We start from the raw sequence: 17,429 nt of genomic DNA, 5'->3' as shown, positions 1-17,429 counted from the left end.
CCCGTCACTTTTGTGCGCCTAACCTGATCCAACGATCAGCAGGAGGGAGCACATCATGGGCAACTCCGAAGGCAGCGGGACCCGGCGCCCCGAGGAGCAGCAGCTCGGGCCGGTGCTGCGCAGGCGGGGTCAGGTGCAGGCGGGCAGTACGACGGACCAGCGGCTGCTGGACTCGGCCGGCCCCTCCGAGTGGGTGCACACCGACCCCTGGCGGGTCCTGCGCATCCAGTCGGAGTTCATCGAGGGCTTCGGCACGCTCGCCGAGCTGCCGCCCGCGATCAGCGTGTTCGGCTCGGCCCGCACCGCGGTGGGCTCACCGGAGTACGAGGCCGGCGTACGGATCGGCAGCGCGCTCGTCGAGGCGGGCTTCGCCGTCATCACCGGCGGCGGCCCGGGCGCGATGGAGGCGGCCAACAAGGGCGCCCGCGAGGCGAACGGCATCTCGGTCGGCCTCGGCATCGAGCTCCCCTTCGAGCAGGGGCTCAACCAGCACGTCGACCTCGGGCTGAACTTCCGGTACTTCTTCGTCCGCAAGACGATGTTCGTGAAGTACAGCCAGGGGTTCGTGGTGCTGCCCGGCGGGTTCGGCACCCTGGACGAGATGTTCGAGGCGCTGACCCTGGTGCAGACCCAGAAGATCACCCGGTTCCCCATCGTGCTCTTCGGCACCGAGTACTGGGGCGGGCTCGTCGACTGGCTGCGCAACACGGTCATCGCCCAGGGCAAGGCCTCCGAGAAGGACCTCTACCTCTTCCACCTCACGGACGACGTGGACGAGGCGATCGCCCTGGTGACGAAGGAAGTCGGCAAGTAACGGGCGCCCCAGGGCGCGGGGTGGCTCAGGCCAGCCCGCGCCGGGCCACGGCCGGCGGCCGGTGCCCCTGGATCGACCGGACCATGTCCAGGACCTGCCTGGTCTCCGCGACCTCGTGGACCCGGTAGACCTGGGCGCCGAGCCAGGCCGAGACCGCCGTGGTCGCCAGCGTGCCCAGCAGCCGCTCCTTGACCGGCTTGTCCAGAGTCTCGCCGACGAAGTCCTTGTTGGACAGGGAGACCAGGACCGGCCAACCCGTTTCGGTCATCTCCGCCAGGCGGCGGGTGGCCTCCAGCGAATGCCGGGTGTTCTTCCCGAAGTCGTGGCCCGGGTCGATCAGGATCGACTCCCGCGGCACGCCGAGGGCCTCGGCCCGCTCCGCGAGCCCGACCGTGACGCGCAGGATGTCCTCCATCACGTCCTCGTACGCGGTCCGGTGCGGCCGGGTGCGCGGCTCGACCCCGCCCGCGTGCGTGCACACGATGCCCGCGCCGTGGCGCGCCGCGACCTCCGCCAGCTTCGGGTCCACCCCGCCCCAGGCGTCGTTCAGCAGGTCAGCCCCGGCCTCGCAGACGGCCTCGCCGACCTCGTGCCGCCAGGTGTCCACGCTGATCACCACGTCCGGGTGGCGGCGGCGCACCTCCGCCACGAAGCCCACCGTGCGCCTGGCCTCCTCCACCGCGTCCACGTGCTCGCCGGGGCCCGCCTTGACCCCGCCGATGTCGATGATCGCCGCGCCCTCGGCCACGGCCTGCTCCACCCGGTCCAGCGCGGGCTGGTCGCGGAAGGTGGCGCCCTGGTCGTAGAAGGAGTCAGGGGTCCGGTTCACGATGGCCATGATCACCGGCTCGTGGGTGTCGAACTCGCGCCTGCCCAGTCGCAGCATCCCGCTCTTTCCTCCTTCGGCGACCCTCGCGCCACGTCTGCGACCTTAACCTGGTGGCCGGAGTCTCTCAGGGGAGTTGATCGTGTTCTGGTTCTTGCTGATCGCGCTGGTCGTGGTCGTGGCCGCGGTCACCCTCGCGGTGGTCGGCGGAGGCGCGGAGGCCGTCCTGCCCGAGGCCGAGCCCGACCGGGTGGCGGATTCGCTGCCCGAGACCCGGCCGGTGCTGCGGGAGGACATCGACGCGCTGCGGCTGCCGATCGCGCCGCGCGGCTACCGGATGGCCGAGGTGGACGACGTACTGGACCGGCTCGCGGCGGAGCTCGCCGAGCGGGACGCGCGGATCGCCGAGCTGACGGCGGCGCGCACCCCGGCGGCCGCCCACGCTCCCGCAGGGGCTGCGCAGACCCAGGCGCCGGCGGACCACCCGGTCGACCTCACCAAGGACGAGCGGTGAGCGGCGGCGGGCTGCTGGCCGGCCCGGACGGCGGCCTGCGCTGCCCCTGGGGCCTGTCCACGGAGGACTACGTCACGTACCACGACACCGAATGGGGCAAGCCGGTCCACGGCGACGACGCCCTGTACGAGCGGCTCTGCCTGGAGGCCTTCCAGTCGGGGCTGTCCTGGCTGACGATCCTGCGCCGGCGCGAGGGGTTCCGTAAGGCCTTCTGCGACTTCCGGATCGCGGCGGTCGCGGAATTCGGCCCGGCCGACGCCGAGCGGCTCCTCGCGGACGAGGGGATCATCCGCAACCGGGCCAAGATCGAGGCCACCCTCGCCAACGCGAAGGTGCTGGCCGGCTGGGAGCCCGGTGAGCTGGACGCGCTGATCTGGTCCCACGCCCCGAAGCGCAGGGGCCGGGCCCCGAGGAGCACCGCCGACGTGCCGGCGGTCACCCCGGAGTCCACGGCCCTGGCCAAGGCCCTCAAGAAGGCGGGCGTCCGCTTCGTCGGGCCCACCACGGCCTACGCGCTGATGCAGGCGTGCGGCCTGGTCAACGACCACCTCGCGGGGTGCGTCTCCCGCGAGGCGTGAACAGTCGGTGAACCTTCAGCGGCCCAGGTACTCCGGGGGCTGCTTGGCGAGGAAGGCCTGGACGGCGATGGAGTGGTCCTCCGAGGCGCCCGCACGGGTCTGGAGGACGTCCTCGCGCTCCAGGGCCTCGGAGAGGGTGTGGGAGGCCCCGTACGCGAGGGACTCCTTCAGGGCCGCGTAGGCCACCGTCGGGCCCGCGGCGAGGGTCCGGGCGACCGCCTCGGCCTCCTCGTGCAGGGAGTCCGCCGGGACGAGCCGGTTGACGATGCCCAGCTCGTAGGCCTCCTGCGCCTTGATCGAACGGGGGAACAGCAGCAGGTCGGAGGCCCGGGAGGCGCCGATCAGCCGGGGGAGGGTCCAGGAGACCCCGGAGTCGGCGGTCAGCGCGACACCGGCGAACGAGGTGTTGAAGGAGGCGGTGTCGGCGACCACCCGGAAGTCCGCCGCCAGCGCGAACCCGAAGCCCGCCCCGGCCGCGACGCCGTTGACCCCGGCCACCACGGGCTTGGGCATCTCGGTGAGGGCCCGCACGATCGGGTTGTAGTGCTCGGAGACGGTGTTCATCGTGAGCCGCGAGCCGGTCTCGCGGTCCGCCGCCAGGTTCCCGATGTGCTCCTTGAGGTCCTGGCCCACGCAGAAGGCCCGGGTGCCGGAGGCGGTCAGCAGGACCGCCCGCACGGCCGGGTCGGCGGCCGCCGCCCGCACGGCGTCGCGCAGGGCGACCTTGGCCTCCGTGTTCATGGCGTTCATCGCGTCGGGCCGGTTGATCGTGACCTTCGCGAGTCCGTCGGTCACTTCGTAGAGCACGCTGTCGGCCATGGCGGGGGTCCCCCTTCGTCGCGGGTGTGGCTACCGGCCGGTACCGGCCGGTCCAAGGGTCAGCATGGCGGACGGGACCACCGCCGGACATGTGATGTGCGTCAAACGAACCGGAGGCGCTCCCCTGGGAGCGGCGGCGAAGTATCGCAGGCGGATCCCCGAAATGAGTGGTTTTGGCCGAGCGCGTTGCCCAAGCGTTCCCTGCCGATGTTGGTCATCGGGTCCTGACATGCGGGATAATGGCTGGGAAGCAATGTGTTCGATGCCGGGTACTAGGCGCCTGAACGGGGCCGTCGGCTGACGATGAGCTGGTTTCAGGAAGGGGAACGAGCATGGCGGCCATGAAGCCGCGGACGGGCGACGGCCCGCTCGAGGTCACCAAGGAGGGGCGAGGCATCGTCATGCGCGTACCGCTCGAAGGCGGCGGTCGGCTTGTCGTCGAGCTGACGCCGGACGAGGCGGACGCCCTGGGTGACGCCCTGAAGAAGGTCGTCGGCTGACCCTCGGCCACTGATCTCTGCACCGCCCCCCACCGCTCCTGCGGCGGGGGGCGGTGTTGTTTCGTTCTCGCCCCCGGCCCCGCCGGACGCTAGCGGCGTACCGCGCAGAGCAGCCCGTCCCCCACAGGGAGCAGCGCGGACTCCAGCGCGGGACTCTCCCGGACGCTGCGCAGCAGCTCCCGCACCCGCAGCACCTCCACCGGCTGCGCGGCGGAGTCCACCGTGCGCCCGTCCGCGAACACCCCTTCGAAGCACACCAGCCCGCCGGGCCGCAGCAGGCGCAACGATTCCGCGAGGTAGTCCAGCGACTCGGTCGGGTCCCCGTCGCAGAACACCAGGTCGTACCCGCCGTCGGCGAGCCGCGGCAGCACGTCCAGGGCCCGCCCCGGGATGAACCGGGCCCGGTTGCCCGCGAAGCCCGCCGCACGGAACGCCTGCCGGGCGAAAGCCTGCCGGTCCGCTTCCGGGTCCACCGTGGTCAGTACCCCGTCCGGCCGCATCCCGTGCAGCAGGTGGATGCCCGAGACCCCCGTCCCGGTGCCGATCTCGGCGACCGCCTTGGCGTCCGCGGTGGCGGCGAGCAGACGCAGCGCGGCCCCGGTGCCGGGGGAGACGGAGCGCAGGCCCGCTTCCCTGGACCGGTCGCGGGCCCATCGCAGGGCGTCGTCCTCGGCGACGAACGCGTCGGCGAACGCCCAGCTCGTCTGCCGGTTGCCGGTAATGACCCTCTCCTGTCCCCATAGTTGGCGCAACGGTGACTGTATCCGCTGGAGTCGGGAACCCGCAGATGGGACCGGGCGTTGGGAGGGTGAGAGGCGGGATAGAGGGGACGCCGGCGGGCAGAACGGCGAAGCGGAACCCGAGTCCCGGGCAAAGTTACTGCAAAAATGCTTATCCAGAGCTGACGGGAGGGGTGGCTATGGTAGGGGCTCCACTGGACACCACCAGAGCCGACAGGGGAGGTGCGGCTGCGCCTGTGGATCGTGGAGGCGTACTGAGACGTCTCTTCTGGTCGGCGGGTGAGCCGAAATCCGTGACCTACACCGCTGACCGTTTCCACACCGCCCACACCGCGACCACCGCGACCTTTGCCGCCGATGCGGGCTCCCAGGCGTGGACCCCTCCCACCTGGGAGGAGATCGTCAGCACGCACAGCGCGCGGGTCTACCGCCTCGCCTACCGCCTGACGGGCAACCAGCACGACGCCGAGGACCTCACGCAGGAGGTCTTCGTCCGCGTCTTCCGCTCGCTGTCCACGTACACGCCCGGCACCTTCGAGGGCTGGCTGCACCGCATCACGACGAACCTGTTCCTGGACATGGTCCGCCGCAAGCAGCGCATCCGCTTCGACGCGCTCGCCGACGACGCCGCCGAGCGGCTCCCCAGCCGTGAGCCCTCCCCCCAGCAGGTGCTCCACGACACGCACTTCGACGCCGACGTGCAGCAGGCGCTGGACACCCTCGCGCCCGAGTTCCGTGCCGCCGTGGTGCTCTGCGACATCGAGGGCCTCTCCTACGAGGAGATCGCCGCCACCCTCGGCGTGAAGCTCGGCACCGTCCGCAGCCGTATCCACCGCGGCCGTTCACACCTGCGCAAGGCGCTCAAGCACCGCTCTCCCGAGGCCCGCGCCTCCCAGCGCGCCCTGGCCGGTGTGGCGGTGGGCGTCCCGGGCGCCGGGGGAGAGGGCGGAGCCGAGTGAGCGGAGTCAGTCCGTCCCCCGCCGAACAGCACCTGGGCGACCGCCTCGCCGCCCTCGTGGACGGGGAGCTGAAGCACGACGCCCGCGAGCGGGTCCTGGCCCACCTGGCCACCTGCGCCAAGTGCAAGGCGGAGGCCGATGCGCAGCGCCGCGTCAAGAGCCTGTTCGTGGAGAGCGCCCCGCCGCCGCTGTCCGCCGGACTGCTGGCCCGGCTCCAGGGACTCCCGGGTACGGGCCCGGAGGGCCCTGGGGGGCCGCCGGGCGGTCCCGGCGCGGCGCGCACCCCCGCCGCCCCCGGCGCCGACCCCTTCGCCACCTTCGGTTACGCCGTCCCGGCCGCCCCGCGGGAAGGGTTCCGCATCCATGAGATGGGGCGTCCCAGACGCCGCCTCGCCTTCGTCGCGGCCGGAGCCGTCTCGCTGGCCGCGATCGCCCTGGGCGGAACGCTTCCGCTGGACGCGATCGAGCCGAACGCCCGCGGTGAGGCGCCGGCCTCGCGGCCCGGGCCGTCGATCCCGCTGACCGACGCCGCCATCCGCGACCGGCTGCCGCTGCGCGACGGGATGCGCACCCCGAGCCCGTCCGCCCCGCTGCCGACGGCCGTCTCCCCGCCCCCGGTCACGGCCGAGCCGGCCTCCCTCACCCGCTGACCGCCCGGCCCGGGCCGCGGCTTCGCCCCGGGCCAGCGCGGAGGTCCGGGCACCTGATTGAATCTGCGGCACACGTGCCGCCCTGCGGCGCGCCAGGCCCGCGGGGGAGCGCACATGTCCGACAGTCAGCAGAACGGCCCGGCCCCCACCGGATGGAGCCCGCCCGACGCCGAGGCGGCCCCAGCCGCACCCTCCCCGGCCGTTCCGGCACCCCGCGCCCGGCAGGACACCCCGGCGGACCCGCTGACCGGGGACACCGCCCCTGTGGCCGAGCCCGCCTCCGTGCCCGCCCCGGCGCCCGCGTCCGGCGCCGGGGGTGAGCCCGCCGCGGGCGGCGAGGCCGCGGTCGCCGGTCCGGCCGATGCCGAGGGCGACGCCGGGCCCCGGTACGACCCCTGGGGTGATCAGCCCCTCCACGTCGTGGACGACCAGGGCGTGCCCCCGCGGCGCGGGCCCTCCGTGTGGCAGCTGGCCGTCTTCGGTGTGGTGATCGCCCTCCTGGCCGGCGGCATCGGCGGCTGGCTCGGCATCCTCGCCGAGCGCCGCACCAGCACCCGCCTCGAACTCCCGCAGGCCGCCGTCGACGGCAAGGGCCGGGCCCCGGACAGCGTGGCCGGCATCGCCGCCACCGCCCTGCCCGGCGTGGTCACCCTCCACGTCAGCGGAGGCGAGAGCAGCGGCACCGGAACCGGCTTCGTCCTGGACGGACAGGGCCACATCCTGACCAACAACCACGTCGTGGCCGACGCCAAGGACATAACCGTCACCTTCAGCACCGGCGACAGCGTCACCGCCGAGCTGGTCGGCCGCGACACCGGATACGACCTGGCCGTCGTCAAGGTCACAGGCGTCAGCGGCCTGCGCCCGCTGGCCCTCGGCAACTCCGAGAACGTCCGCGTGGGCGACCCCGTGGTCGCCATCGGAGCCCCCTTCGACCTCTCCAACACCGTCACCGCCGGCATCATCAGCGCCACCGGCCGCCCCATCACCGCCGGCGGCGACAAGGGCAGCGGCAGCGACGTCAGCTACGTCGACGCCCTCCAGACCGACGCCCCCATCAACCCCGGCAACTCCGGCGGCCCCCTCCTCGACTCCCACGCCCGCGTCATCGGCATCAACAGCGCCATCCGCGGCGCCGACAAGGGCGACGACGACGGCGAGCGCACCCGCCAGAGCGGCAGCATCGGCCTCGGCTTCGCCATCCCCGTCAACCAGGGCAAGCGCGTCGCGGAGGAGCTCATCCGCACCGGCCACGCCACCCACCCCGTCATCGGGGTCACCTTGGACATGCAGTACACGGGCGACGGAGCCCGGGTCGACACCAAGGGCGGGGACGGCAAGTCCGCCGTCGTCGCCGACGGCCCCGGCGCCCGGGCCGGCGTCCGCCCCGGCGACGTGATCACCAAGGTGGACGGCGTCCGCGTCCACGGCGGCGACGAGCTGATCATCAAGATCCGGGCCCACCGGCCCGGCGACCACCTCTCCCTGACCGTGCTCCGCGACGCCCGCGAGCACACCCTGGACGTGGTCCTCGGCTCGGCCAGCGGCTCCTGAGGTCGCCCGGGACCCGGCGTCCGTCCGGGAAACACGGCCCGACGGCCGGGTGAATCCGACGAAGGGCCCGCACCGGCGTAGGGGCGGGCCGGGAACGCCGGGTACCGTTGACCGGGCCGGACGTGGAAAGAGCCGAGGAGCGGCAAGGTGTTCAACGACATAGGCGCACTCGAGCTGGTCACCATCGTGGTGCTCGCCATCCTCATCTTCGGGCCGGACAAGCTCCCGAAGGTGATCCAGGACGTCTCGGGCTTCATCCGCAAGATCCGCGCGTTCTCGGACAGTGCCAAGCAGGACATCCGCTCCGAGCTGGGACCCGAGTTCAAGGACTTCGAGTTCGAGGACCTGAACCCCAAGACCTTCATCCGCAAGCAGCTCACGGAGAACGAGGACCTCCAGGAGCTGCGCAGCAGCTTCGACCTCCGCAAGGAGCTGAACGACGTCACCGACGCGGTCAACAGCCGCGACACCGGCTCCGCGCCCTCCTCCTCCCCGGCCCCGGAGGCCCCCGCCACGCCCGCCGCCGGCACCGGCCCCGATCTGCTCAAGAAGCCCGCCGCACCGGCCCGGGAACCCCGTACGCCCTTCGACGCCGACGCCACCTGAGCCGCAGCCTGCCCCTCGATCCCGGACCGGATGGCTATCCTCCATCCGTTCGAGAGCCCACGGAACGAGAGGCGCCCATGGAGACGACGAGCACGAGCAGCGGCCGGGTGGGCGCACAGCCCGCCGAAGCCCCCGACGCCACGGCCCCGCAGGCCGGGCCGGCGGCGCCGCCCGCCGACGCCACCGCGCCCGTCCCGGCGGCCCGCCGGGCGGCCGAGGGCTACCTGAAGGCGGAGTTCCCCTGGTACGGGCTGGACGGGGCCTTCACCGGCCCCCGCTGGCTCATGCAGGTCGGCACCGGCGCCGACGGCACCGTGGAGCACGGATCCACCGGCCACGGCGACGAGCCCTCGGTCCGGGGCGAGATCGCCACCGGGGAGAAGGAACGCTTCGCGGTGGTGGTCACGGTCGCCAGCAACCCCCTGCGCCGCAGCGGCGACGGCACCGGCGTCCTGGAGGCCACCTCGGTCTCCTCGGCCGCCTGGCTGGCCGGCTCCGGGCTGCTGGCCTACAGCTGGCCGCCGCAGATGGACCACAGCCTGCGCGACGACTGGCTGGACCAGCAGACGGAAGCGGCGTGGGAACTCGCCGACGACCTCACGGGGCCGGACTGGTCGACGCTGTCGCTGCCGGTGGACGGGGAGCCGACGCCGTTCCACTACCGGGAGTCGGAGTTCGGCTGGGTGCTCGCCGGGTCCACCGGGAGCGGGGTGCACCTCGGGGCGTACGGGCGGGGGATGAGCGCGTACGGGCTCGGCTTCTCGGCCATCGCGGACCTCGCGGCGTACGAATAGGAAAGGGCACCGCCTGGCGGCGGTGCCCTTGACGCTGCGCGGCCCCTGCGGGTGCGCGTGCCGGTGTGCCCACCCGTTCCGCCCCAGCGGAACGACTGCCCACACCTCCGTGACTAGAACTTGTTGCGCGGCGTGATGCCCAGGGACATGCCCGAGAGGCCGCGGGCGCGTCCGCCCAGCTTGCCGGCGATCGTGCGCAGGGCCGCGCCCGCCGGCGAGTCCGGGTCCGCCAGGACGACCGGCCGGCCGTTGTCGCCGCCCTCGCGCAGCCGCACGTCGATCGGGATCTGCCCCAGCACCGGCACCGTGGCGCCCGTGGTCTTCGTCAGGCCGTCCGCGACCAGCTGGCCGCCGCCCGTGCCGAAGACGTCCACCATCTCGTCGCAGTGCGGGCACGGCAGGCCCGACATGTTCTCGACGACACCGACGATCTTCTGGTGCGTCTGCACGGCGATCGAACCGGCCCGCTCCGCGACCTCGGCCGCCGCCTGCTGCGGGGTGGTGACGACCAGGATCTCCGCGTTCGGGACCAGCTGCGCCACCGAGATGGCGATGTCGCCCGTGCCCGGCGGGAGGTCCAGCAGCAGCACGTCCAGGTCGCCCCAGAACACGTCGGCCAGGAACTGCTGGAGCGCGCGGTGCAGCATCGGGCCGCGCCACACCACCGGGGCGTTGCCCGGGGTGAACATGCCGATGGAGATGACCTTCACGCCGTTCGCCGACGGCGGCATGATCATGTTCTCGACCTGGGTGGGCTTGCCCTCCACACCCAGCATCCGCGGCACGCTGTGGCCGTAGATGTCCGCGTCGACCACGCCGACCTTCAGGCCGTCGGCCGCCATCGCCGCCGCCAGGTTGACCGTGACGGAGGACTTGCCCACGCCGCCCTTGCCGGAGGCGACCGCGTACACGCGGGTCAGCGAACCCGGCTTGGCGAAGGGCACCTCGCGCTCGGCGGTGCCGCCGCGCAGGGTGGCGGCGAGCTCCTTGCGCTGCTCGTCGCTCATCACGTCCAGGGAGACGGACACGGAGGTGACGCCCGCGACCTTCGCGACGGCGTCGGTGACGTTCTTGGTGATGGTCTCGCGCATGGGGCAGCCCGACACCGTCAGGTAGACCGTGACGGCGACCGCGCCGCCGTCGCCGATCTCCACCGATTTGACCATGCCGAGCTCGGTGATCGGCCGGTGGATCTCGGGGTCGTTGACCGTCGCCAGCGCGTCCAGGATCGCGTCCTGCTCCGGCACGGCGGCGGAGGGTGTCTCGGTAGCCATGTCCCCGATGGTACGGCTCGGTAGCACGGCTCCGGTAAGCCCGTCAGCGGTCGCCTTCGTCACTTTCACCCGGGAACAGCCGCCGCTCGTCCATCTCCTTGATCAGGTCCTGGAACTCCGAGCGGATCCAGTCGCGCGTGGCGACCTCGCCCAGACCCATCCGCAGCGCCGCGATCTCCCGGGTCAGGTACTCGGTGTCCGCGATCGACCGCTCGTTCTGCTTGCGGTCCTGCTCGTGGGTGACCCGGTCCCGGTCGTCCTGCCGGTTCTGCGCGAGCAGGATCAGCGGGGCCGCGTACGAGGCCTGCAGGGACAGCATCAGCGTCAGGAAGATGAACGGGTACCGGTCGAAGCGCAGATGGTCCGGGGCGAAGATGTTCCACAGCACCCACACCACGATGACCAGGGTCATCCAGACGATGAACCGGCCCGTGCCGAGGAAACGCGCCACCCGCTCCGACAGCCGCCCGAACGCCTCCGGGTCGTACTCCGGCAGCAGCTTGCGCCGGTCCTGGCGCGGCTGGTCCAGGCGCACCCGCGAGCGGGTCAGCGCACTCGCCCCCGAGGGCGCGCCGCTGCGCGCCCGCTCGGAGGAACGTTCCGCCGACCGCTCGCCGCGCAGCCGCGCCGCCTCCTCCAGGCGCTCCGAGAGCCCCTCACGGGCCTGCTCGCGGCGCCTCTGCCGACGCTCGCGCGCCGCCTCGCCGCGTCCGCGTTCAGTGGCCACCGACGGCCTCCTCGGAGTGGAAGTCCGTCTCCCGCCAGTCGTCGGGCAGCAGGTGGTCCAGGACGTCGTCGACCGTCACCGCGCCCAGCAGCGAGCCGCTCTCGTCGACGACCGGCGCCGCGACCATGTTGTACGCGGCCAGGTAGCTCGTCACGACGGGCAGCGAGGCGTCCGGGGGCAGCGGCGGCAGGTCCGTGTCCACGATCGAGCTCACCAGGGTGAACGGGGGGTCCCGCAGCAGCCGCTGGAAGTGCACCGTCCCCAGGTACTTGCCCGTCGGCGTCTCGTCCGGCGGCCGGCACACGTACACCTGCGCCGCCAGCGCCGGCGACAGGTCCGACTGGCGCACGCGGGCCAGCGCGTCGGCGACCGTCGCGTCGGGCCGCAGCACGATCGGTTCGGTGGTCATCAGACCGCCCGCGGTGTTCTCCTCGTACGACAGCAGGCGGCGCACGTCGGCCGCGTCGTCCGGCTGCATCAGCGTCAGCAGCCGCTCCTTGTCGTCCTCGGGCAGCTCGGACAGCAGGTCGGCCGCGTCGTCCGGGTCCATCGCCTCCAGGACGTCGGCCGCGCGCTCCTCCTTCAGCTTGCCGAGGATCTCCACCTGCTCGTCCTCGGGCAGCTCCTCCAGGACGTCCGCCAGCCGGTCGTCGTCGAGGGCGTTGGCCACCTCGGCGCGCCGCTTCGGCGTCAGGTGGTGCAGCACGTTCGCCACGTCGGCCGGGCGCATCTGCTCGAAGGTGGCGACCAGGTTCTCCGCGCCCTGGCCCTCCTCCTCCAGCGAGAAGCCGGTGACCGCCGACCACTCCACGGTCAGCGTCTCGCCGCGGCGCCGCAGCGCGCCGCTCTTGCCCTTGCGGACGAAGATCCGGTCGATCTCCCAGTCCCGGCGGGCCGGCAGCTGCTGGATGGCCACGTCCAGGACGGTGACCTCCTCGGCGCTGGCCACCAGCGTCACCCGGCGGTCCAGCAGCTCGCCGATGATCAGCCGCTCGGTCGGCCGCTGCTCGAAGCGCCGCATGTTGACCACGCCGGTGGTGATGACCTGACCGGACTCCACGCCCGTCACCCGGGTCATGGGCAGGAAGATCCGGCGCCGGCTGACCACCTCGACCACCAGGCCCAGCAGCCGGGGCGGGCGGCCGCCGACACGCAGCATCGCCACGAGGTCGCGGACCCGGCCCACCTGGTCGCCGTTGGGGTCGAAGACGGGCACACCCGACAGATGCGAGACGAAGATCCGCGGGGCGCCTGCACCCATCCGAGCGCCTCCTAGAGCGTCGATCACCAGTCCTGCCGTGCCTCAGGCTAGCCCCTGCCGGGCGAAAGCGTCCTGGTGGGGCGGTCCGGCCGGGGGTCCGGCCGGGGGTCCGGCGGGACCGGTTCCGCGGGCGGGTACGCTGCCTGCTGCTCCCGCGGCCACCGCCGGGGGCCGTACCGAGCCGACCCACGACGAGAGGCACCCGACGTGAGCGCCCACTCCTCCGCCGTACGGCTGCGCCGGGCCGCCGTCATCGGCGCCCTGTGCGCGGGCATCGCCGTCACCGCGACGGGCTGCGCGGAGAAGACGGACCCCGACAAGGGCACGAACGGGGTCGGCAAGCAGACGCCGGAGAAGATCGAGAGCCAGGCGAAGGCCGCGGCCTCCGCCGCCGGCTCGGTCCACCTCTCCGGGAACCTGGTCGTCGGGGGCAAGCCCTTCACCCTCGACCTGCGGCTCAAGGCCGACGGGGGCTCCGGCGAGGTCAAGTCGCAGGCCGACACCTTCCAGGTGCTGCGGGTCGGCGAACAGCTGTACCTCAAGGCGAGCGCGGCCTTCTGGGGGAAGTCGGACTCGGCCGGCAAGCTCGGCGACAAGTACGTGAAGGTCCCCGAGAGCGACCCCACGTACAAGCAGTTCCGCGGGTTCACCGACATGCACGTGCTGCTCGACGGGCTCCTCGGCCTCCAGGGCAAGCTCACCAAGGGCGGCTACACCACCGTCGGGCACACCCGGGCGGTGCCGGTCTCGGCCGACGCGGGCAAGGGCGGCAAGCTCATGGTCTCCCTGGACGGGACCCCGTACCCGCTGCTCATGGAGCGCGCGGGCGGCGCGGGCCGGGTGGAGCTCTCCGAGTGGGGCAAGGCCTTCCCGCTGGAGGCGCCCGCGCAGGACCAGACCGTGGACTACGGCTCCCAGCTGCCGACCACCAAGGACGGCACCGGCGCCGCGGGCGCCACGGGCGCGGGCACCGGCGGCAAGGGCACGGGGACGGGCGCCTCCCCGGCCCCGTCCAAGAGCGCCGGCACGGGAGGCTCCGGCGGCACCGGAGGCGGCTCCTCCACCGGCCAGGGCTCGAACCCGACCGGCGGCTGAGCCCCCGGCCGGACCGGTCCCGTCAGCCCCGCCCCGGCCCCGGCTTCAGCCCCGCTTCTTCTTCCGCTTCAGCAGCAGCTTCGGCAGGCCCGCCGGGATCGGCCTGCGGGTGGTCGCCGGGGAGGCCAGAGGGGCCGCGGTCAGCGAGCCCTCGGGCAGCCGGTCGGCCACCGCCACCGGCTCCAGCCGCAGCAGCCGGCACTCCCGCGCCCAGCGCTCCGTCATCGCCTCCGAGTCCGGGGCGTTCAGCCGCTTGCCCTTCAGCTCGGCCACGGCGGCCTCCCACGGCCCGCTGCCGGGCGCGAGCTCCCGCACCGCCGCGGTCCACGCCACGAGCCGGCCGCCCTTGTCCTTGCTGCGTACCGTCACCTCGGCGGCGGCCCCGTCGGCGAGCCCCGGGAACGGCTGCTCGCCGGGCCCGTCACCGAGCACGTGCGCGGCACCGTCCACCCAGGCGTGCCACAGGGCCCGGTCCGCGCCGGCGCCGCGGACCCAGATCAGGCCGGACTTCTTGGAGGCCTCCTCGACGAGGGCCAGGTCGAGTGCGCTGAGAGTCATGTGCACAGCGTAGGCGGTGGGCTCCCGCCCGCTACCGTTGGCTACTACAGCCAGCCGTTGCGCCGCAGGGCCCGGTGGATGGCGAAGCAGCTGCCGACGATCGCGGCCATCACCATCGGATAGCCGTAGCGCCAGTGCAGCTCCGGCATGTGGTCGAAGTTCATCCCGTACACGCCGCAGATCATCGTGGGCACGGCGATGATCGCCGCCCAGGAGGTGATCTTGCGCATGTCCTCGTTCTGGGCGACCGAGGCCTGGGCCAGGTTCGCCTGGAGGATGGAGTTCAGCAGCTCGTCGAAGCCGATGACCTGCTCGTGCACCCGGGCCAGGTGGTCGGCGACGTCGCGGAAGTACTTCTGGATGTCCGGGTCCACCAGCCGCATCGGCCGCTCGCTCAGCAGCTCCATCGGCCGCAGCAGCGGGGAGACCGCCCGCTTGAACTCCAGCACCTCCCGCTTGAGCTGGTAGATGCGGCCCGCGTCGCCGCCCCGGGCGACACCCTTGGCGGGGGCGGCGAACACCGCGCTCTCCACCTCGTCGATGTCGTCCTGCACCGCCGCCGCGACCGCGATGTAACCGTCCACCACGTGGTCGGCGATCGAGTGCAGCACCGCCGACGGACCCCGGGCGAGGAGCTGCGGGTCGCCCTGGAGGCGGTGGCGCAGGGTCCGCAGGGAGCCCTGGCCGCCGTGCCGGACCGTGATCACGAAGTCGGGGCCCGTGAAGCACATCACCTCGCCGGTCTCCACCACCTCGCTGGTGGCGGTCAGTTCGGCGTGCTCCACGTAGTGGATCGTCTTGAAGACCGTGAACAGGGTCTCGTCGTAGCGCTCCAGCTTCGGCCGCTGGTGCGCGTGCACCGCGTCCTCCACGGCCAGGGGGTGCAGCCCGAAGGTGGCGGCGATTCCCGCGAACTCCGCCTCGGTGGGCTCGTGCAGACCGATCCAGGCGAACCCGCCGTCCTCCCGCACCCGGCGCAGCGCCTCACGGGGCGTCAGGCAGTCGCCCTGCGCCCGCCGGCCGTCGCGGTACACGGCGCAGTCGACGACCGCGCTGCTCGCGGACGGGTCGCGGGTGGTGTCGTAGCCGGGCTGTACGGGGGTGGACCTGCGCAGCGCCGGACGGACGGCGGCACGGAGGTAGGGCAGCATCGACATGGCAGGCTCCTTCTCGCGCACGGCTGCGGACCGCACGGGTGGGAGGCCCTCCGGCGGCGCGCGGGCAGGTCCGCGCGGACGGAGGGAAACAGGACGGGAGGACGAAGTTCTGCCGTCGCTCTTCTGCTGATCAGAAGATCAAAGGGGGCTGGAGCCGCCCTGGAAGGTCGCCGAAGAGCGATTGGTACTGCACGATCGACTTCGATCCATCGCAGCCCCACCTCCTCCGGCCGGTCCCCCGTGGGGGACGTCCTGTCGCCGGAGCCCTGAACATGCTTCTGCACGCGGCCCCGACCGGCTGTCAACACTAGCAGCCGACGGATGGTCAAACCGCTGTCTTTACCCGGCGGATACGAGTTCTATGCTCCCTCCATGGCAGAAATTCCGGCTCTCGTCGAAGCCCGGCTGCGCAGCGCGTTCGGCGAACCCGACGCCCGCGCCGCCGTCACCTTCCTGGGCACCGACCGCATCGAGGTCCTCCGCTTCGCCGAGGGCGACCTCGTGCGGTACGCGACCATCGGCATGTCCGCGCACCCCATGACCGACCCCACCGCCGTGGTCGCCGACCCGGTGCGCGGCCCGCGCGCCGAGCTGGTGCTGACGGTACGGGCGGGGCTCGCGCCCACCGACAAGGTGCTGCGCCCCCTCGCGGTGCTGGCGGCCTCGCCGGTGGTCGAGGGGCTCGTCGTGGCCCCCGGCGCCTCCCTCGACGTCGGCGAACCGCTGTGGGACGGGGCACCGTTCACCTCGGTCCTCGTCGCGGAGCCGGGCGGACTGGTCGAGGACCTCGCACTGGACGAGCCGATGGACCCCGTGCACTTCCTCCCCCTCCTCCCCATGACGGCGAACGAGGCCGCCTGGAAGCGGGTGCACGGCGCGGCCGCCCTCCAGGAGCGCTGGCTCGCGCGCGGCACGGATCTGCGGGACCCTCTGCGTACGGCCGTCGCACTGGACTGAGCGCGGCACCCGCGGGCACGCATGCCATCCGGACGGGTGATCGCGTCTTGACGGGGCGCCGGGCGGGGAGGAGCGTGCTTCCTATGAGGGGCGAACCGAGTTGCCCGAAGTGTGGTGGCCGGGTCCGCGCGCCCGGTCTTTTCTCCGACTCCTGGCAGTGCGCCGTGCACGGCCCCGTCCACCCGCTGCAACCCGTCATCCCGCCCAGCGTGGAGGGTCTCGGCGTGGTGGCGAACCGGTCCAAGGTGCCGGTGTGGATGCCCTGGCCGCTGCCGGTGGGCTGGCTGTTCACCGGGGTGGCGTCCGCCGGTGACGACCGGACCGGCGGCCGGGCCACGGTCGTGGCCTGCACCGGCCCCGGGCCGCTGGGCGGCCTGGGCGAACTGCTGCTGGTCGCCGAGGAACTCGGCGTCGGCCTCGGAGCCCGCTTCGCGGGCATCGACGGCCCCGACCCCGGCCCGGGCCTCGACGTCTCGGGCCCACCCCACGCGAAGGTCGTCACCGACGGCCGACCCACCCCGCTGTGGCACGTGAAGGGCTCCCCGGAGGACCGCGCCGTCTTCGCGGGCGAGGCCAGGGGCCTGTGGCTGTGGGCCATCGTCTGGCCGGAGCAGTCGGGGCTCCTGATGTACGACGAACTCGTCCTGGCCGACCTCCGCGACGCGGGCGCGGAGGTGGAACTGGTCCCGTGCGGGGCGCTCAGCCCGAGGATCCTGGGGCCCTGAGGGGGCTCGCGGCGCGGGCCCGCCATCGCCCCCTCGAGGCGTCGGGGGCGGGTCGGTGGCTGCCCACCCGCCTCCCCGGGTGCGGGCCGGTGGGGTGGGGGCGGTCGACCGCCGGGCGGCACTGAAAAGAGGGCCGGGACGGGGATGGGCGGGGTCCCAGCGGGGCGGTCTCAGCGAAGGCTTGGGGCTTTCCCGCCAGTCCCACTGTCCTTCCGGTCCGGGCCGCCCTGTCAAGGGCGCTCCTTCGTCGCGTCGCTTCGCGATCGCCTCCGGCGACCCTTGACAGACCGACCCGAACCGGAAAGACAAGGACTGCCGGGA

At 73.0% G+C, this 17,429-nt stretch carries 20 protein-coding genes; 12 read left to right on the top strand and 8 right to left on the bottom strand.

Going from position 1 to position 17,429, the window contains the following annotated elements; all coding sequences use genetic code 11:
- Positions 1 to 55 precede the first annotated feature (55 nt).
- Positions 56 to 814, top strand: a complete 759-nt coding sequence (locus ACFVXK_RS22150) for a TIGR00730 family Rossman fold protein (RefSeq protein ID WP_389614192.1) — start codon at positions 56 to 58, stop codon at positions 812 to 814.
- A 25-nt stretch (positions 815 to 839) separates the two neighbouring features.
- On the opposite strand, the gene folP is transcribed toward ACFVXK_RS22150, so the two are convergent.
- Positions 840 to 1,700: a dihydropteroate synthase gene (gene folP / locus ACFVXK_RS22145; RefSeq protein WP_389614190.1), complete on the bottom strand. Its 861-nt coding sequence runs from the start codon at positions 1,698 to 1,700 to the stop codon at positions 840 to 842.
- A gap of 76 nt (positions 1,701 to 1,776) precedes the next feature.
- Here folP and ACFVXK_RS22140 point away from each other — a divergent pair, with 76 nt between their 5' ends.
- The gene (locus ACFVXK_RS22140) at positions 1,777 to 2,154 is read left to right on the top strand and encodes a DivIVA domain-containing protein (protein ID WP_389614188.1); all 378 of its coding nucleotides are present in this window, start codon (positions 1,777 to 1,779) and stop codon (positions 2,152 to 2,154) included.
- On the top strand, positions 2,151 to 2,732 hold the full coding sequence (locus ACFVXK_RS22135) for a DNA-3-methyladenine glycosylase I (protein ID WP_389614186.1): 582 nt from the start codon (positions 2,151 to 2,153) through the stop codon (positions 2,730 to 2,732). Before ACFVXK_RS22140 ends, ACFVXK_RS22135 begins: the two co-directional genes overlap by 4 nt.
- Before the next feature lie 15 nt (positions 2,733 to 2,747).
- Here the strand turns inward: ACFVXK_RS22135 and ACFVXK_RS22130 are convergent, their stop codons facing one another.
- Positions 2,748 to 3,551, bottom strand: a complete 804-nt coding sequence (locus ACFVXK_RS22130) for an enoyl-CoA hydratase/isomerase family protein (protein WP_389614185.1) — start codon at positions 3,549 to 3,551, stop codon at positions 2,748 to 2,750.
- Positions 3,552 to 3,883: 332 nt separating this feature from the next.
- On the opposite strand from ACFVXK_RS22130, the gene ACFVXK_RS22125 reads away from it, so the two are divergent.
- Positions 3,884 to 4,051: a DUF3117 domain-containing protein gene (locus ACFVXK_RS22125; RefSeq protein WP_003966491.1), complete on the top strand. Its 168-nt coding sequence runs from the start codon at positions 3,884 to 3,886 to the stop codon at positions 4,049 to 4,051.
- Between the two features lie 89 nt (positions 4,052 to 4,140).
- Here ACFVXK_RS22125 and ACFVXK_RS22120 read toward each other — a convergent pair whose 3' ends face one another.
- Complete coding sequence (locus tag ACFVXK_RS22120) at positions 4,141 to 4,803, bottom strand: O-methyltransferase (RefSeq protein WP_389614183.1); 663 nt, start codon at positions 4,801 to 4,803, stop codon at positions 4,141 to 4,143.
- 167 nt (positions 4,804 to 4,970) lie between these two features.
- Here ACFVXK_RS22120 and sigE point away from each other — a divergent pair, with 167 nt between their 5' ends.
- The 5 genes from sigE to ACFVXK_RS22095 all read left to right on the top strand — a co-directional run bounded on the left by sigE (position 4,971) and on the right by ACFVXK_RS22095 (position 9,354).
- Positions 4,971 to 5,750: an RNA polymerase sigma factor SigE gene (sigE, locus tag ACFVXK_RS22115; protein ID WP_094192080.1), complete on the top strand. Its 780-nt coding sequence runs from the start codon at positions 4,971 to 4,973 to the stop codon at positions 5,748 to 5,750.
- A complete protein-coding gene (locus ACFVXK_RS22110; protein WP_389614181.1) occupies positions 5,747 to 6,400 on the top strand; it encodes a zf-HC2 domain-containing protein in 654 nt (217 codons plus the stop codon). The genes sigE and ACFVXK_RS22110 overlap by 4 nt, the downstream gene beginning before the upstream one ends.
- 114 nt (positions 6,401 to 6,514) lie before the next feature.
- The gene (locus tag ACFVXK_RS22105) at positions 6,515 to 7,954 is read left to right on the top strand and encodes a S1C family serine protease (protein ID WP_389614179.1); all 1,440 of its coding nucleotides are present in this window, start codon (positions 6,515 to 6,517) and stop codon (positions 7,952 to 7,954) included.
- 147 nt (positions 7,955 to 8,101) lie between these two features.
- The gene (locus tag ACFVXK_RS22100) at positions 8,102 to 8,560 is read left to right on the top strand and encodes a sec-independent translocase (RefSeq protein WP_389614177.1); all 459 of its coding nucleotides are present in this window, start codon (positions 8,102 to 8,104) and stop codon (positions 8,558 to 8,560) included.
- 77 nt (positions 8,561 to 8,637) lie between these two features.
- On the top strand, positions 8,638 to 9,354 hold the full coding sequence (locus ACFVXK_RS22095) for a hypothetical protein (protein ID WP_389614175.1): 717 nt from the start codon (positions 8,638 to 8,640) through the stop codon (positions 9,352 to 9,354).
- A 113-nt stretch (positions 9,355 to 9,467) separates the two neighbouring features.
- Here ACFVXK_RS22095 and ACFVXK_RS22090 read toward each other — a convergent pair whose 3' ends face one another.
- The 3 genes from ACFVXK_RS22090 to ACFVXK_RS22080 all read right to left on the bottom strand — a co-directional run bounded on the left by ACFVXK_RS22090 (position 9,468) and on the right by ACFVXK_RS22080 (position 12,616).
- Positions 9,468 to 10,628, bottom strand: a complete 1,161-nt coding sequence (locus tag ACFVXK_RS22090; RefSeq protein ID WP_389614173.1) for an Mrp/NBP35 family ATP-binding protein — start codon at positions 10,626 to 10,628, stop codon at positions 9,468 to 9,470.
- A gap of 43 nt (positions 10,629 to 10,671) precedes the next feature.
- Positions 10,672 to 11,250: a DUF1003 domain-containing protein gene (locus tag ACFVXK_RS22085; protein ID WP_389614208.1), complete on the bottom strand. Its 579-nt coding sequence runs from the start codon at positions 11,248 to 11,250 to the stop codon at positions 10,672 to 10,674.
- Between the two features lie 94 nt (positions 11,251 to 11,344).
- Positions 11,345 to 12,616, bottom strand: a complete 1,272-nt coding sequence (locus ACFVXK_RS22080; RefSeq protein ID WP_389614171.1) for a magnesium transporter MgtE N-terminal domain-containing protein — start codon at positions 12,614 to 12,616, stop codon at positions 11,345 to 11,347.
- A 207-nt stretch (positions 12,617 to 12,823) separates the two neighbouring features.
- Between ACFVXK_RS22080 and ACFVXK_RS22075 the strand changes: the two genes are divergently transcribed.
- Positions 12,824 to 13,711, top strand: a complete 888-nt coding sequence (locus ACFVXK_RS22075) for a hypothetical protein (RefSeq protein WP_389614169.1) — start codon at positions 12,824 to 12,826, stop codon at positions 13,709 to 13,711.
- A gap of 45 nt (positions 13,712 to 13,756) precedes the next feature.
- On the opposite strand, the gene ACFVXK_RS22070 is transcribed toward ACFVXK_RS22075, so the two are convergent.
- Together ACFVXK_RS22070 and ACFVXK_RS22065 are read right to left on the bottom strand one after the other, a co-directional pair.
- Positions 13,757 to 14,269 carry a hypothetical protein gene (locus tag ACFVXK_RS22070; protein ID WP_389614167.1) on the bottom strand — a complete coding sequence of 171 codons (513 nt, stop codon included), beginning with the start codon at positions 14,267 to 14,269 and terminating at the stop codon, positions 13,757 to 13,759.
- 44 nt (positions 14,270 to 14,313) lie between these two features.
- Entirely contained in the window at positions 14,314 to 15,426 is a 1,113-nt protein-coding gene (locus ACFVXK_RS22065) for a magnesium and cobalt transport protein CorA (RefSeq protein ID WP_389614165.1), read from the bottom strand.
- A 372-nt stretch (positions 15,427 to 15,798) separates the two neighbouring features.
- Here ACFVXK_RS22065 and ACFVXK_RS22060 point away from each other — a divergent pair, with 372 nt between their 5' ends.
- Both ACFVXK_RS22060 and ACFVXK_RS22055 read left to right on the top strand, forming a co-directional pair.
- A complete protein-coding gene (locus ACFVXK_RS22060; protein ID WP_389614162.1) occupies positions 15,799 to 16,383 on the top strand; it encodes a suppressor of fused domain protein in 585 nt (194 codons plus the stop codon).
- A gap of 83 nt (positions 16,384 to 16,466) precedes the next feature.
- Complete coding sequence (locus tag ACFVXK_RS22055) at positions 16,467 to 17,108, top strand: DUF6758 family protein (protein WP_389614160.1); 642 nt, start codon at positions 16,467 to 16,469, stop codon at positions 17,106 to 17,108.
- Positions 17,109 to 17,429 lie beyond the last annotated feature (321 nt).

The organism is Streptomyces sp. NPDC058157 (genome assembly GCF_042884105.1).
GTDB lineage: Bacteria > Actinomycetota > Actinomycetes > Streptomycetales > Streptomycetaceae > Streptomyces.
This window is presented reverse-complemented; position numbering and strand designations above follow the sequence as displayed.